This window comes from Devosia sp. Leaf64 (assembly GCF_001421945.1).
In the GTDB taxonomy this organism is placed as follows: Bacteria; Pseudomonadota; Alphaproteobacteria; order Rhizobiales; family Devosiaceae; genus Devosia.
Genome location: NZ_LMLO01000019.1, coordinates 24,052 through 39,307, shown reverse-complemented (window position 1 = coordinate 39,307; position 15,256 = coordinate 24,052). Strand labels below are relative to the sequence as shown.

14 protein-coding genes are annotated in these 15,256 nt (G+C 58.8%); 5 read left to right on the top strand and 9 right to left on the bottom strand.

The genetic code is table 11. From position 1 onward, the window contains the following. Nucleotides 1-33 precede the first annotated feature (33 nt). Nucleotides 34-438: a hypothetical protein gene (locus ASE94_RS11340; protein ID WP_156352117.1), complete on the bottom strand. Its 405-nt coding sequence runs from the start codon at nucleotides 436-438 to the stop codon at nucleotides 34-36. A gap of 110 nt (nucleotides 439-548) precedes the next feature. On the opposite strand from ASE94_RS11340, the gene pncB reads away from it, so the two are divergent. Continuing rightward, complete coding sequence (gene pncB, locus ASE94_RS11335; protein WP_062630497.1) at nucleotides 549-1,856, top strand: nicotinate phosphoribosyltransferase; 1,308 nt, start codon at nucleotides 549-551, stop codon at nucleotides 1,854-1,856. 172 nt (nucleotides 1,857-2,028) lie between these two features. Then, nucleotides 2,029-2,283, top strand: coding sequence for a hypothetical protein (locus ASE94_RS11330; RefSeq protein ID WP_061908555.1), 255 nt, complete (start codon nucleotides 2,029-2,031; stop codon nucleotides 2,281-2,283). Between the two features lie 203 nt (nucleotides 2,284-2,486). On the opposite strand, the gene ASE94_RS11325 is transcribed toward ASE94_RS11330, so the two are convergent. From ASE94_RS11325 to tsaB, 5 genes are all read right to left on the bottom strand, one after another. After that, nucleotides 2,487-2,735: a hypothetical protein gene (locus tag ASE94_RS11325; protein ID WP_062630496.1), complete on the bottom strand. Its 249-nt coding sequence runs from the start codon at nucleotides 2,733-2,735 to the stop codon at nucleotides 2,487-2,489. A gap of 173 nt (nucleotides 2,736-2,908) precedes the next feature. Further along, nucleotides 2,909-3,715, bottom strand: coding sequence for a lysophospholipid acyltransferase family protein (locus tag ASE94_RS11320; RefSeq protein WP_062630495.1), 807 nt, complete (start codon nucleotides 3,713-3,715; stop codon nucleotides 2,909-2,911). Nucleotides 3,716-3,727: 12 nt separating this feature from the next. Beyond that, entirely contained in the window at nucleotides 3,728-4,180 is a 453-nt protein-coding gene (locus ASE94_RS11315; protein WP_061908558.1) for a Fur family transcriptional regulator, read from the bottom strand. Nucleotides 4,181-4,217: 37 nt separating this feature from the next. Continuing rightward, complete coding sequence (rimI, locus tag ASE94_RS11310; RefSeq protein WP_062630494.1) at nucleotides 4,218-4,697, bottom strand: ribosomal protein S18-alanine N-acetyltransferase; 480 nt, start codon at nucleotides 4,695-4,697, stop codon at nucleotides 4,218-4,220. A 3-nt stretch (nucleotides 4,698-4,700) separates the two neighbouring features. Next, nucleotides 4,701-5,303 (bottom strand): tRNA (adenosine(37)-N6)-threonylcarbamoyltransferase complex dimerization subunit type 1 TsaB, encoded by a 603-nt coding sequence (tsaB, locus tag ASE94_RS11305; RefSeq protein ID WP_062630493.1) that lies wholly within the window; start codon nucleotides 5,301-5,303, stop codon nucleotides 4,701-4,703. A 295-nt stretch (nucleotides 5,304-5,598) separates the two neighbouring features. On the opposite strand from tsaB, the gene lnt reads away from it, so the two are divergent. Then, nucleotides 5,599-7,230 carry an apolipoprotein N-acyltransferase gene (gene lnt, locus ASE94_RS11300; RefSeq protein WP_062630492.1) on the top strand — a complete coding sequence of 544 codons (1,632 nt, stop codon included), beginning with the start codon at nucleotides 5,599-5,601 and terminating at the stop codon, nucleotides 7,228-7,230. A 47-nt stretch (nucleotides 7,231-7,277) separates the two neighbouring features. Here lnt and ASE94_RS11295 read toward each other — a convergent pair whose 3' ends face one another. After that, a complete protein-coding gene (locus ASE94_RS11295) occupies nucleotides 7,278-7,484 on the bottom strand; it encodes a CsbD family protein (RefSeq protein ID WP_061908562.1) in 207 nt (68 codons plus the stop codon). Nucleotides 7,485-7,715: 231 nt separating this feature from the next. After that, nucleotides 7,716-7,901, bottom strand: coding sequence for a hypothetical protein (locus ASE94_RS11290; RefSeq protein WP_062630491.1), 186 nt, complete (start codon nucleotides 7,899-7,901; stop codon nucleotides 7,716-7,718). A 165-nt stretch (nucleotides 7,902-8,066) separates the two neighbouring features. Between ASE94_RS11290 and ASE94_RS11285 the strand changes: the two genes are divergently transcribed. Then, a complete protein-coding gene (locus ASE94_RS11285; protein ID WP_062630490.1) occupies nucleotides 8,067-8,870 on the top strand; it encodes a phosphotransferase in 804 nt (267 codons plus the stop codon). A gap of 702 nt (nucleotides 8,871-9,572) precedes the next feature. On the opposite strand, the gene ASE94_RS11280 is transcribed toward ASE94_RS11285, so the two are convergent. Beyond that, nucleotides 9,573-11,357 (bottom strand): AAA family ATPase, encoded by a 1,785-nt coding sequence (locus ASE94_RS11280; protein WP_062630489.1) that lies wholly within the window; start codon nucleotides 11,355-11,357, stop codon nucleotides 9,573-9,575. Between the two features lie 335 nt (nucleotides 11,358-11,692). Between ASE94_RS11280 and ASE94_RS11275 the strand changes: the two genes are divergently transcribed. Next, a complete protein-coding gene (locus ASE94_RS11275) occupies nucleotides 11,693-15,028 on the top strand; it encodes an error-prone DNA polymerase (RefSeq protein WP_062630488.1) in 3,336 nt (1,111 codons plus the stop codon). Nucleotides 15,029-15,256 lie beyond the last annotated feature (228 nt).

Below are 15,256 nucleotides of genomic sequence, written 5' to 3'. Positions count from 1 at the left end.
AAAAAGTCTGATGAGAAATCACGTTCAAAACGATCAGACCTGATGCGGCGGGGCTCTGGCTTGCGCCGTCGCGCGCTCGACGCGCTGCTCGAACAGCTCTTCGAAATCGCGATAGACCACTGCGCCGGCTAGGCGCTCGGTCCCAAGGGAAATGGCGGGTGAAGCAGGCGGCGGCAGCGTGTTCTGCCCAATGCCCGCCGCGGCGCATTTGACCGGCGCCGGACGCTCTCCCGGATCGGCACGGGATAGACTGGTGCAAACCGAGAACTGATCCCAGGCCGGATGGCCGAGTGCAGCCAGATCGCGCTGCAGACCCGCGGCCTGATGGAGCGGGGCGAGGAGAACGAGCATATAGAGCGCCAGCACCGCAAAGGCGGCGCCCAATTCTCTCGTCATGTTCCGCCCGCGGAACGGCATGGCGTCTCCCCTTTGCGTCATCGGCTTAGCCTAACAGCCACCCACCAGCAAGCGAAGGACTGTCGCAGTGGGGAAAGCCGTTTCCATCCGCATAAGGGCACGATAGAAGACGTGCGCTGATTGGGGACGAGATGGCCACTTACACCGATATTGCCCGCCGGGTTTACAACCACACCTGGAAGCTCGACCCCATCGTGCGCAGTCTGCTCGATACCGACTTCTACAAGCTTTTAATGCTGCAGATGATCTGGGGGCTCTATCCCAAGGTCGAGGCGACGTTCTCGCTGATCAACCGCACGAAATCGGTCAAACTCTCCGAAGAGATCGATATCGATGAGTTGCGCGCCCAGCTCGATCATTGCCGCACGCTGCGCGTGACCAAGAAGGAAATGATCTGGCTCGCCGGTAATACCTTTTATGGCTCTAAGCAGATTTTCCAGCCCGGCTTCCTGCGCTGGCTCGAAAATTTCCAGCTGCCCGATTATCGCTTGGAAAAGCGCGACGGGCAGTTCGTGCTCGAATTTCCCGGGCTCTGGCTCGAAACCTCGATGTGGGAAATCCCGGCCCTCGCCATCATCAACGAATTGCGCAGCCGCGCAGCGCTGAAGAGCTACGGCCCCTTCGCGCTCGACGTGCTCTATGCACGCGCCAAGGCCAAGATGTGGGAAAAGGTCGAGCGGCTGCAAAAGCTGCCGGACCTCAAAATCTCCGATTTCGGCACGCGGCGGCGCCATTCCTTCCTGTGGCAGCGCTGGTGCGTCGAAGCGCTCAAGGAAGGCATCGGCGATAATTTCACCGGCACGTCCAATGTCAAACTCGCCATGGACACCGATCTCGAAGCCCTCGGCACCAATGCTCATGAGCTGCCCATGGTGCTGGCGGCCTTGGCGCGCTCGGACGACGAACTGCGCGAGGCGCCCTATCGGGTGCTGCAGGATTGGAAGAGCTATTATGGCGGCAATCTTCTCATCGTCCTCCCCGATGCCTTCGGCACCGACGCATTCCTCCGCGATGCGCCAGATTGGGTCGCGGACTGGACCGGGTTCCGTCCCGATTCGGCGCCAGCCATCGAGGGCGGCGAGCGCATCATCAAATTCTGGGAAAGCCGTGGCCGCGATCCCAAGGAGAAGCTGCTGATTTTCTCCGATGGGCTCGATGTCGACATGATCGAAGAGGCTTATCTCCATTTCGATGGCCGCGTGCGCATGAGCTTTGGCTGGGGCACCAATCTCACCAATGATTTCGAGGGCTGCGCCCCCGTTCATAACCCTCAGCTCGACCCGATTTCGATCGTTGCGAAAGTCTCGACGGCCAATGGTCGCCCCGCAGTGAAACTCTCGGACAATCCGGCCAAGGCGACCGGCGAGAAGACCGAAATCGAACGCTATATTCGCGTCTTCGGCGATGCCGGGCGCGTCGAGCATGCCGTCCGGGTCTAACCCGCCGGTTCCACCACGTCATTCCCGCGAAAGCGGGAAGCTCTTCGCGTATCAGCCCTAACTCAAGTTATCAGCGGCCCTGTGGACAACAGGTGGGCCGTTGGACGCATTAACGCCGCATGAACCATCTAGGGCCAATTTCGGTGGCGGGGGCTCTCCCGCGGAGCCGAATATGAGTCTTGAATTAATCGACATTGCTTTGGCCGAACGCCAAGACCATCCGCGGCTCGAAAACCGCGTGACGGGCAAGGTGCGCGCCGTCTTGACCGAGATGATCGACGGCCGAGAGCAGCGTCACGAATTGCTGATTCCCGCCTGGGTGCAGCGCGAAGACGGCATGGATGATGGCGACGTCGATCTGGCACTGATGCTCAAAGCCGCCAAGATCGTCGCGCGTCTCAAAGCGCGCCTGGGCGACGCGGCTTAGTACTCTTAAATTCCCGGCGTCGTTCCAGCGAAAGCGGGAATCCCTTTACGCGGCAAGAGAGCTTCCCGCTTTCGCTGGAGTGACGCGGTGGAAAAGGCAGTCACTGTCGTCCAAAACGAACCACTGCTCAGCGAGTGAAGCGAGCCTAAGGTTCGAGAGTGGCACAATCACCCGCCAATCCAACCAGCCAAAAACCCAAAAAATCAGTCTTTGGTGTTGGCGTTCTTGGCAATGGCTTCGAGAAACATGCGGTCGGAAGCTGAAAGGCCGGTGGGCGTATAGCTCGGCTGCGCGGCGGCAGGGCCCGTGCTGCGGTGGCGAAAGGCGGGTGCGGTCGCAAAGTGGCGTGCGCGGTCGGCCATGAAGATCGAGCGGCGGCGATGTTCGTTGAGGAAGAACAGGATCAGCGCGAAACCGGCGACAACCCAAATCGCATAAAATTCCCAAGTCATGGCAGCCTCCTGCTAAAGCGGCTGCGATCTTGGGGATCAGCTCTCGCCCTAGTTGTGTTCGCGCATGTCTCTGGTCCGAGCCCCAGACCAATGGCCGGAAGAGATGCTGTCGAGCAGCAAGATAGCTAATGAAATCTTAAGGCAGAAGCTGAAGTGAACGTTAGGCTTAATAGTTAAACTTGCGTTGATTTGAGTTGAGCGGTGCCGCGGTTGAGCGAAACCAGCGTGGCGCGCACTTCGTTTTCGGCGGCGCGGGTAATGGTCTTGCGGTTGCCGCCGGCGCTGAGGATTTGCGGCGCGCCAAAGGCCACGGTGACGTCCTTGACCGGGCCGGAGAGAATTTCGCGGATGTTCTGCTTGACCGATTTGGATTTGATCCAGGCGATCAGCGATCGCTCGTTGCGGCTGACGGGCAGACCTTGGAGCTTGGTATAGGCAACGGTCAGCGGCTGAATGTTCACGTCCGTGGCGCCCGCTGCTTCCATGGCGTGCTGCGCCGCCCCGACAAGCGCCGAGCGGAAGGGCAAGACATGGGTGCCGATATCGGATTGGCCCTCGGCAAAGAGTACGACGGCATTGCCGCCCGCCATATGCTGGCCCATGGCTTCGGCCGTGCGGCCCGTTCCGGCCCGGCGGGTCCGATCGACGTAAATGGTCTTTTGGAGATCAGCGAGGAGGCCGACCAGGGGCCATTTGCCGACCTCCTGCTTGGCGACAAAGGTCACTTCCGCAACCGAGCCAATCGCCACGATATCGGTCCAGGAAATATGATTGGAGAGCAGAAGCGTCGGGCGGCCGGTGGCGGCCTTGCCGATGGTCGTCACTCGAAGGCCGAGGAAGATGCAGCCCATTCTGTGAAAAAGCCGCGGGATTACGGTCCAGAAGGGCAGGCGCAGCGTGACGATGATCCATTGCAGCGCAATGGCGAGAATCATGAACGGTACGAAGATGAAGATGAAAAACAGGCTGCGCAGGATCATGAAACCCGGCCCTCAATCCGGCTTGGTTTTGCCATCTGCCTTGTCCGAGAGCGGGACGGCGTAAAGTTCGAGGCGATGGTCGATGAGCTTATAGCCAAGACGCTTGGCGATGACCTCTTGAATAGCCTCGATTTCCTCGTTGCGGAACTCGATGACGAGGCCAGAGCGAATATCGATCAGATGATCATGATGTTCATCGGGGATCAGTTCGAACCGGGCGCGGCCATCCTTGAAGTCATGCTTGGTAACGAGGCCGGCTTCTTCGAAGAGATTGACGGTGCGATAGACGGTCGAGAGCGAAATGCGCGGATCGATGCTCGAGGCGCGGCGGTAGAGCTCTTCGACATCGGGATGATCCGAACTTTCCTCGATCACTCGCGCGATGACCCGGCGCTGATCGGTCATGCGCATGCCGCGCGATACGCAGGCTTCTTCCAGGGTTGGTTCGCTTGGCGTTTTCGTCATGCCATGCCCTTTCGCCTAGCGTTCTAAAGAAATCCCGTTACCCAAGATCGCGCGACATGACAAGCGCGGTGGCGGCGCTGCCATCAGGGCGCGGATAATAGCCTTTTCGCGACGAGATGGTGGCAAAGCCCAGGCGCTCATAGAGCTTCACCGCCGAGAGGTTTTCCGCATCGACTTCGAGGAACATCTTTCGCGCCGGAGAGAGCATGAGGTCCGCGAAAACTGCCTTGAGCAGCGCGCGGCCGATTCCCTTGTTGCGCCACTTGGGATCGACGGCAATCGTCAACAGTTCGCTTTCGTCGGCCACAAGGCGGATGAGCGCAAAGCCGGCAATGCGGCGCTTTGCATCGCAAGCTATGTAAGCCGGCGTCTGCCGATCAGCGATGAAGGCCGTGAAGTCCGCGACCGGCCAGCCTCGAAAAAAGCCCTGTTCGTGCAGCTTTGCGAGGCGCTGCGCATCACCCGTTTCGGCCGGTTCGATATGGAGCCCGTGCGGGGCCATCCAGAGTTTTTCCATCGTCTAAACCCGCCTCGGAATGCGCGCGGCATTTTGCGGCTTGGCGTCGGCGTCGCGAATATAGGCGGCGTGCGGCGGATAGTTTGCGGGGTCGGCAGCGGCCGCAAAGCGGATCATGGCAGCAAGATCGACGAAGGGGGATTCGATGAGATTAGCCCCCGGCGCGACGCGGGCGCGTGCCTCCTCGATCGGCAAAAGCATGGGCTCGGTTTCGGCCATGCCGGGCGCCGAAAAAGCCTGAAAATAGGCTTCGCCGCGCCGCGCATCGAGGAGCACGGTGACGGGCCCCGAAATGACGCCAAGGGAAAGAGCCAAGAGGCTTGGAATGCCAAGAACCGGCAGTTTCCGCGCAAGGCCAAGCCCGCGCGCCGCCGAAAGGCCGATCCGAAGGCCGGTGAAGGAGCCCGGGCCCGTGGTGACGGCAATTCGGGCGATGTCGGCATGGGTGAGGGTGTTGCGCTCGAGCAATGCGGCAAGGCGATCAAAGAGGATTTCGGCGTGGCCCGTCGCGATTTCGTCGACGCTCACATCCACTTGCCCGTCAGCGCGCATCACCGCCAGTTGCAGACGCGGCGCGGCGGTGTCGATGGCGAGGGTGACAGGCATTGGCAATTTTTCACCTTCTCGTGAAAGTCACGGTGTCGATTAGCCCGGCAGGGTCCGAGAGCCCTGCCCGCTGAGCCTAAAGCATCGGCCCAATCGCACCAAGCTCGGTCGGCACGTGCGCTCAGATGGGAGGCTGGGAGGAAGTGACGAGCAGGCCCATAACCCCAAAAACCATCAACGGCGACGCTCTATTCGCACTCCTAGCCCCGGGGCCCTGCCGAGTCCACCGCCTTGACGCTCTACCCCGCGAGGGCGACGTTGCGGCCATGTGTGGTGATTCGTTCGTGACCCTGAAATGATCCAGCCCGTAACCTGGTTGGCCGAGACCACCATGCTCAGCCATGGCTGGCGGCGCTTTTGCCTGCTGGTGGCGGCGGGTGCCGTGGCGGGGCTCTCCGTGCCGCCCTTTTTCATCCTCCCCGCGCTCTTCGTCGCCATGCCGATCTGGGTCTGGGCGCTCGATGGGGCGGAACGCCTCCGCCCCTTCTGGCGGCGCATCTTCGGACCCGCCTTCACCATCGGCTTTGCCTTTGGCTGGGGCTATTTTCTCGTCGCCTTCCATTGGCTGGGCGCCGCATTCTTCGTCGATGGCGGCGTCATGCTGGTGCTCATGCCCTTCGCGATTGCCGCCCTCGCCGCGCTCATTGCCTTTTTCTGGGGCATTGCGAGCGCTTTGGCGCATCTCTTTTGGACGCATGGCGCGGCGCGGATCGTCACCCTCTCGTCCTTCCTCGCGCTGGCCGAATTCGCGCGCGGCCATGTGCTCACCGGTTTCCCCTTCGATCTCCTCGGCTATTCCCTCACCGGCACCGACGAGATGATGCAGCTCGCCTCGGTCATCGGGGTATATGGCCTGACCTTCCTCGCGCCGCTCCTAGCCATGACCCCGGCGCTGATCTGGCCGGCCGACGATCGGCCCATGAGCAGTCGCCTTGCACCGTTCTTTCTCGCGCTCCTGGTCATCACTGGTCAACTCGCCTATGGCTGGAACCGCTTGTCCGAAACCGTCTCTACCGAGCGGCAGGATGTAGCCTTCCGCCTTGTCCAGCCTATGGTTTATGAGCACGCCGATTTCGGCCGCGTCGATCCTGTGGCGCTGATCGACAAGCTGCTGATGCTTTCCGATATGCGGATGGACCCGACGGATCAGGGCCTTGCCGATATCACCCATCTCGTCTGGCCCGAATCCTCCGTGCCCTTCTTCCTCGATACCTATCCCGATGCCCTGGCGCGTATTGCCCGCATGCTGACCGACAGCACGACGCTGCTCGCGGGCGTACCGCGGCAGATTTTCGGCATCGACGGCGAAGTGCCGCAAGGCCCGCCCTATAATTCCATGGTCGCGATCAATTCCGATGGCGAGATCATCGCCAGCTATGACAAGTCGCACCTGGTACCCTTCGGCGAATACTTGCCGTTCCAGGACTTCTTCTCGCGCTTCGGTATCAAGCAATTCGTCCCGGGCGCCGATGGCTGGTCGCATGGCGATGTCCGGCGTCGCCTGATGGAACTGCCCGGCGCGCCGGCCATGCTGGCCGTGATCTGCTACGAAGTGCTGTTTTCAGGCGATCTCGGCGATGTGGAGAAGGCGCAATATATCCTCAACATCACCAACGACGCCTGGTTCGACGGCTCGATCGGCCCCGCCCAGCATGCCCACCATGCCCGGCTGCGTGCCGTGGAAGAAGGCATGAGCCTGATGCGCGCCGCCAATACTGGCCTCACCTTCGCCACCGACCCGCTTGGACGCATCACGGCGCAACTGGCGCCGAGCCAGATGGCCGCCCTCGATGTCCGGCCACACCAACGGCTGGCCCCGACGATCTTTTCGCAGATCCGGCACTGGCCGTTCCTGATTGCCGTCCTTGCGGGCATCTTGATCGGCGTCATTGCCTCGCGGCGCGGGCGGCGGCGTCTGCCGGAATGAAAAAAGCCCCGGCGCGATGCCGGGGCTTTTTTAGGGGCTTCAGCGGATCAATCGAAACGCTGGCGGCCATACCAATCGTCGACGTCCTTCGTCGCTTCATCCTTGGCCTTGCCGTAATGCTCTTGGATCTTGCCCTCGAGCTGTTCGCGCTTGCCATTGATCTGGGTCAGGTCGTCGTCAGTGAGCTTGCCCCACTGTTCCTTGACCTTACCGGACATCTGCTTCCAGTTACCTTCAACGCGGTTCCAGTCCATTTTCGAACTCCTCGTTTGTGATGGTTGGAAAACTCATGGCAAGCCTTTGCGGTTCCTTCGCAATTTTTCCCGCGCGGTCTAAAATCGACGAGCAACGCAGATTACCCGGCCCCCGCAGCGGGATGCATGGAACAAGAAAAATTCTTGCGGCGCTTAAAAAGAAAACCCCGAGCCGTGCCCGGGGTCTTAAAAACTCTTGCGAACCGTCAATGTATGCCCTTTTCGGTTTCCTCAGGCAGCGCGGCGAGTAGCCGCTTCGGCCAATACTGGCACGAGCGTCGGGCGCGGAGCCGGCTCTGCGGCCTGCACCATTACCTCTGCGATGCGGCGCAGTTCGGTGATGAGACGCTGGGTCTCCTTGTAGAAGTAAGATTCTTCGGAATGGCTGGTGTGTTTGTGATTGCAGTCGTCGCTCATTCTGAGCCCCCAAGTCTTGATAAGACGAGACTGCGCTCCGGGCGTTCCTTTACTGTGCTGGGCTTTGATAAAATTTGAAGCAAATGCGAGACAGTTCGGCGCTATGCCGCGTGGCGCGGGCGTTTGCGGTTGACCAACGCCACTCCGGCGACAACTCTGCCAACTATGACCAAGACAAGTAAAACCGACGACGAGGTCGTATTGGCCGGCGGTGGCCGTTCCCTCGTGACCCGGCGTGGCGACGTAGTGTTTCGACAGGGCGCCCCATGGTCGAAGACTGTACTAGCCCTGCTGCGACATCTTGAAGAGTGTGGGTTTGCCGAGGCGCCGCGCGTCATTGGCACAGGCTTTGATGCCGCGGGCCGGGAAATGCTGAGTTTTATCGAGGGCGCCTCGATCCACCCCGGACCATGGGACGACGCCGCGCTGCCGGTCATCGGCGACACATTGCGACGTCTGCACGACGCGGCAGCCTCGTTCACCATCCCTGAAGACGCCGTCTGGCGGCCCTGGTTCGGCCGGACGATCGGCCAGCCAAGCGTCATCGGACACTGCGATACCGGCGCCTGGAACATCATGGCAGAGGATCGACGGCCCGTCGGCCTGATCGATTGGGAAGTTGCAGGCCCGGTCGATCCCCTGGTCGAACTCGCCCAGGCCGCCTGGCTCAATGCGCTGCTGTTCGACGACGACATCGCCGAACGCCAAGGCCTCGGATCGCCCGAGGCGCGCGCCCGCCAGGTTTCAATGCTGCTCGATGGTTATGGGCTCGCAAAAGCCAAAAGGCAGGGCTTTGTCGGGCTGATGATCGATTTCGTCGTGCTCAACGCCGCCAATGAAGCGATCGAATGCGCCGTATCCCCTGACATGCCTGCCGCCGATGCCATCGCGGCAATCACCTGGCGCACACGCAGCGCCGGTTGGCTGGTGCGACACAGGGCGGCGTTGGAACAGGTGATCGAACGTTAGGGTGTGTTCCACCTCTGAAATCGCACTCAACCACCATCTTCCCTCGGGTCAAGCCCGAGGGAAGTGCGGTGTTTTTTGGAGGGATCGTGATCCACATTACCCGCACTGAGCAGCGAGCACAAAGCGGAGTAGCAATTGGCCTTAGAACGACCCACCCAACCCAAAAACCAAAACCCCAAAGACACGAAAGCCCCGGACCGGAGGTACGGGGCTTTTCGCATCGAGGAATGGTGCCCAGAAAAGGACTGGCGCTCATTTGAGTGAGACTCAATCTTTTCAATAGCTTATGGCCGCTGCTGTCTGAGTTTTGTAACGAAATTTTGTACCAAGGGGAAGCCCTTAAGCGACTGCGCCATGACTATGGTGTCCGCCCGTAAGGCATTTCTGCGTCTGAAAGTACGGGCAGTCTGGCAGGGAGGAAACTCTCCATGTCCTCCAGCGTGTAGTATGGGGTGTTGGCACTATGCGCCCCCTGCATCCCACGGTTCTTCGTATCAACGTCCTAGCGCACGTGCGTATTTGGGTATACTACCAGCGGGACCGGATCTCTAAGTTCCCCCAATCCGCAACTCAGCGATTCTGGTGGCAACACTAATGGATCGCAGGTTGCTCTGGATCATTCAGTATCGGCGTAGTCCGGGAAGATGCCCGAATAAGGCGCACGGTTTCCGAAGCGTTAGATGAAGTAGACTTTGGGGCGCCTTAGGGTTCACCTATCAAGTCGAAAATCGAGACAAAGTCGGCAAAATCTTCTGGAACCGAATTAGCCAAAATCCAATTCGCCAAATTACGCTTCTCATCTGGATTGACGCTCCACTCTTCCTGCGTGGTTACGAAGCTCCCTCTAACCAACCGTTCAAATGAGGGTACGACGTCAATAAATGCGTTATTGGCGGCACGGGCGCGGCTGATGAGTGCATCGGGAAATAAGTTCTCAATGCCTTTCTCAATGCGCCGCTTGAGCTGAGGAACCACTACGCGCCGAACTCCATCCTTTTGAGCGTCGGCTTTGTTAATGTCGCAATCGTAGACCAAAGTCGCACGTTGGTTCATTAGCTTTGCAATATTCGCATCGAAGTGTTTGTAGATTTTGTCCAAGCCCCCAAAGCCATTTGCATCTTGTAGACTGTATTGGGCGAGAATATTGGACCTACCGAGATGTTCTGCTGCTGCATTCAGGTAGTCTATATCAATAGTGCCCTCGACAAACAGTATGGGGCGCTGTGAACTTAAGACTGCGTCTCGGACCTCCTGTTCATAGGCTGTCGTTTCTCTAAAGTATCCATATGCAGCGGCAAACTCTTCAAACCGCTCAGCGGCAATGGATTGTCCGGAGGGAAGATCGACAATTCCAAATCCGTCCTTACCAAATAGCTTTTCCATTCCAAGGATAAATAGAGGGGAGTGTGAGGTCAAAATGAACTGTACCGATGGAAAGTAACGCAGCAGGTTTGGCAATATGCTGTATTGTAGGTCGGAGTGAAGATGCAAATCGATCTCATCTATCACTACAATCCCTGAGATATCATTGAGGCTTTCTATAGTTTTCCCAGATAAATCGTAATCGCGCATGATCGTGAGGAACATATTCAGCAGTCCAGTTTGACCAGTGGACAGCGTGAAGAGATTTGGAGACAGAGGGTCGCCATTCAGCATCTGCAGTGAAATGCTTCTTCTGCCACGTGCGCCAACGTTAAACTGCAGTGGCCCTTCTTTTTTGAGCAGCATGAGGAGGAATTTCTCGATCTCAAGCCTAAGTACCGTAGCAGGTCCGCTAGGAGGAAGCAGAATATTAAATGACGAGCCATCAGCGGTCTTAAGTGTTGTAGTACGAGAATTAACTGCGAAGCTGTCGTATATTATGTCTAGCAGCCACTCTTGATTTTGGGAGAGCGGGGTTTGCTGAATAATTCTGCGGTCAGATATCTTTCGAAAACCGCTCCGCTTTGTGTAGTTAGTATAGTTTTTTAGGTTGTCTTGATTTAGCCAAGCTGGCTCCTCGAAGCGATTTGGCGGGAAATAAAGTAATGTCGTGCCGGTGATGATGCTCTCAATGTTCGGATTAGAACTGAAATTCGAGTAGTAGACTGAGGTGTCTTTGGCAGGTATCTGATCCCAGAGTGGGTCAGTGGAAGTGTACTGCCTGATTTTCTCAAATTGTTCTCGAGTTTCTGGAAGTTGAAGCTCGGCTTGTGTAAGACCATCATCAAAGGTAGCTTTAAACCTGCTGTAGTCACCCGTCCGTGAGATGTACATCGGGGACCTGAGTTTGAACACCATCCCCTTTTCTACGTCGCTGTCATCGTACGCAGCACCTTTCGCATCTATCATGGCGTTAACAATATGCGAGGTGACTATGCTTTTGCCCGATCCATTCTGACCTACGAAGATAACTGGCTTCGGTCGGCCTTCTTTTGTGAAAGGCAAATCGTAGCGGAGCGCAGTGATGGGGCCGGTGTTCTCAAGCTCAAGTTGTCGTAGGTACAAGTGAAACTCCCATCAGTTGCAATCAGCATCAACATTAGATTCCTAAAGTAAATTGAACAGAGACAGATACCCCCAAAAAAACGAAAGAAGCGATAGGTTGAACTCGATGGTTACGGCTTGCAGATGGCTTCGCAATTCCCGGAGCCGGTTTTCGATGTCCTGCTGAAGTGCTTCGTTGCTCAATCGAAGCCTCTCATACGTCCGAAAGCTCTCGAAATTTGTAGGCTGTCACCGGCGCGTGAAACGAACCGGCCCATCATCTGGACATCCGCTATTGACTCCAAGTCGCGACCGGAAACAGAACATAACAGCAACAAACAGACTTAGAATCGCCTATGGCCAACCTTCTGCCCTTCGTGGCCACGCCTTACGCTGAACTCCTCGCGGCGACGAACTTCAGCTTTCTGAAAGGGGCCAGCCATCCGTTTGAGATGGTCGGGCAAGCGGCAGGGCTCGGTCTGGGCGGTATAGGCGTCTGCGACGAGAACACCCTCGCTGGCGTTGTCCGGGCACACGCTGCCGCTCGTGATTTGGCGAAGGATTACCCGGGGTTCAAGCTCGCGGTAGGCGCTCGACTGGTGTTCACCGACGACACACCAGACATCGCGGCTTACCCGATCGACAAGGAAGCGTATGCGCGGCTTTCTCAACTGCTAACCCTCGGCAAACGCAGGGCGCCGAAGGGCGAATGCCACCTTACCTTTGAGGACCTTGAGGCCAGCCTTGATGGGCTCTTGATGATCGTCGTGCCCCGGCCTGAGCAACTCGCGGCAGACGGCGAGGTCGCGGCATGGCTCTCCCATCTCGCACCAGGACGGGTCTGGCTCGCGGCAACCTTCCATTACAACGGCTGGGACAGGGCGCATCTCCACGAGCTTTCCTTGGTTGCGCAAACTGCCAAAGTACGGCTCATTGCCTCAATCGCTCCGCTCTACCACTACAGCACCCGGGGTATCATCCAAGATGTCGTCACCTGCATTCGCGAGGGTGTCGAGGTTTCCGAGGCTGGTTTTCGGCTGAACGCCAACCACTCACGCTACATCCACAGCCCATTGGAAATGGCGAACGTCTTCCGGGATTACCCCGAGGCAATAGACGAGACCAATCGCTTCCTTGAGCAGATCGCGTTCTCGCTTGATCAGCTTCGCTACGTCTATCCAGACGAGGTGGTGGGCAATGGCGAGAGCGCCCAGCAAACCCTTGAGCGCTTGAGCTACGAGGGAGCAAGAAGCCGGTACCCGAATGGTGTCCCCGAGAAAGTCCTAAAGGGGCTACAGCACGAGTTGGCGCTGATTGGCCAGATGGGATACGCGCCGTACTTCCTGACCGTTCAGGACATCGTCCGGTTCGCCCGACAGGAACGCGGCATCCTTTGTCAGGGTCGCGGATCAGCCGCTAATTCCGCCGTGTGCTTCTGCCTTGGGATCACAGAAGTTGACCCCATGCTGGTGGACCTGCTGTTCGAACGTTTCGTTTCCACGGAGCGCGACGAACCACCGGACATCGACGTCGATTTTGAGCACGAGCGTCGAGAAGAGGTGATGCAGTACGTCTACCAGAAGTACGGGCGGCACCGTGCGGGTCTGACGGCGAATGTCATCACCTACAGGACCAAGGGCGCCATCCGGGACGTGGGGAAGGTGCTTGGGCTTTCCGACGACATCATCCGGGGGATCAACGGCGCGGCCTGGGGTTATGGCCACTTCGATATTCCACCAGAGCGCCTCAGGCAGAACGGCGTCGATCCAGACGAGCCAACCATTCGGAAGCTCCTGGACATCGCGGAGGTTCTCTACGGCTTCCCCCGCCACCTAGGACAGCACGTTGGGGGCTTCATTATCACCCGTGACCGGTTGGACCACCTCGTCCCTATTGCCAATGCAGCGATGGAGGACCGAACCGTCATCGAATGGAACAAGGACGACCTGGACGAACTGGGCATCCTCAAGATCGACGTGCTCGCACTCGGGATGCTTAGCTGTGTCCGGCGATCATTCGACCTTCTTCGCCAGCACTACGGCCTATCCCTGACGCTCGCGACGGTCCCGCAGGAAGACCCTCGGGTTTACCGCATGACGCACCGGTCGGACACCATCGGCGTCTTCCAGATCGAGAGCCGCGCCCAGATGTCGATGCTCCCTCGCCTCAAGCCAAGCGAGTTCTACGATCTCGTCATTGAGGTTGCCATCGTCAGGCCGGGTCCAATCCAGGGCGACATGGTGCATCCGTATCTCAAGCGGCGCCAAGGCCTGGAGCCAACCGTGTATCCATCGGCGGAGCTTGAGCAGGTCCTCAAGAAAACCTACGGCGTCCCGCTCTTCCAGGAGCAGGCCATGAAGATCGCCATCGTGGCCGGTGGGTTTACCCCGGGCGAGGCCGACAAGCTTCGTCGTGCCATGGCAACGTTCAAGCGCACCGGAGGTGTCGGTCCCTTTCGCGACAAGTTCGTCAACGGCATGCTGGAGCGTGGCTACGATAAGGACTTCGCGGAGGCCTGCTTCCGGCAGATCGAGGGCTTTGGCTCCTATGGTTTCCCCGAAAGCCACGCAGCCAGCTTCGCGTTGCTCGTCTACGTCTCGTGCTGGATCAAATGCCATTACCCCGACGTGTTCGCGGCGGCTTTGCTCAACAGCCAACCCATGGGCTTTTACGCCCCGGCGCAGATCGTTCGTGATGCCCAGGACCACGGTGTCGATGTTCGCCCTGTGGACGTGAACCTCTCGGACCTGGAGATGGTCATGGAGCGGTCAAACCAGTCTGGGGTCTCCCTGTCCCCTCGTCATGCCGAGATGCGGGATGACATCTGGGGCAACATGGGCATTCGGCTGGGGCTCAACCTGATCGACGGGCTGAGGAGGGACCACTCGAACCTGATCGTTGCGCGGCGCCGGAACGGCTACGACAGCATCCGCGACCTGTGGTTTCGCACGGGCCTTTCCCCGAAGGTCCTGGAGACGCTGGCCGCTGCGGATGCATTCCAGTCCCTGGGGTTATCCCGGCGAGACGCGCTGTGGGCCATACGCGGTCTCATTGGTACCCACGGCGCAGACACCTTGCCACTCTTCAAGGCAGGAGAGGCGGCGCCCAACATGCGAGACGAGGAAAGCCATCTCCCACCGATGCCTCCAGGCGAGGAAGTCATCCATGATTACCGGGCGCTCTCTCTGTCGCTGAAGGCGCACCCGATGACCTTCCTTCGGGATGGTTTGGCTCGCCGCAATGTGGTGACCGCCGATGAACTCCGGACATTACCGCCAGGACGGATGGTGACGGTTGCGGGTCTGGTGTTGGTCCGACAGCGTCCAGGGACGGCCAGCGGCGTCATCTTTGCGACCCTGGAAGACGAAACCGGCGTGGCCAACGTGATCGTCTGGCCCAAGACATTCGAGACGAACCGCCGTGTGGTGCTCGGAGCGCGTGTGATGGCAGTCAGAGGCCAACTTCAGCGGGAAGGGTTGGTCATTCACGTGATCGCCAAGGACTTCATCGACCTCACGCCCCAAATGGCGAAGATGGCTAACGGCGTCGAGATTGGTGAGACCGTCCTCGCTCGTGCGGACGAAGGAGCATCAGGCGGACCCAAAGGCAGGAACCGGGAGCAGGAGGAATACCAGAAGCGCGTTTCCCAGCGGCTGTTCGACGCCCTTCCCGCTGGCAGGAATTTCCATTGAAATGCCGTCCCGTCCTATACGCACCCTGGAGGACTTCCGGGACACCGGGCGAGCCATCCGGGCGCACTGCAGCCACTACTATGTGTGCAGCCACGAGGCCCAGCTAAGGCTGGAAATGCTGGCAGTTCACCTCGGGTGGACCTTCGACTTCTATGATGGACGAGAGCATTTGGCGGGGCGCCTGAGGTGCTCAGTGTGCGGCTATTATTTCCCGGATTTCGCGCTCGG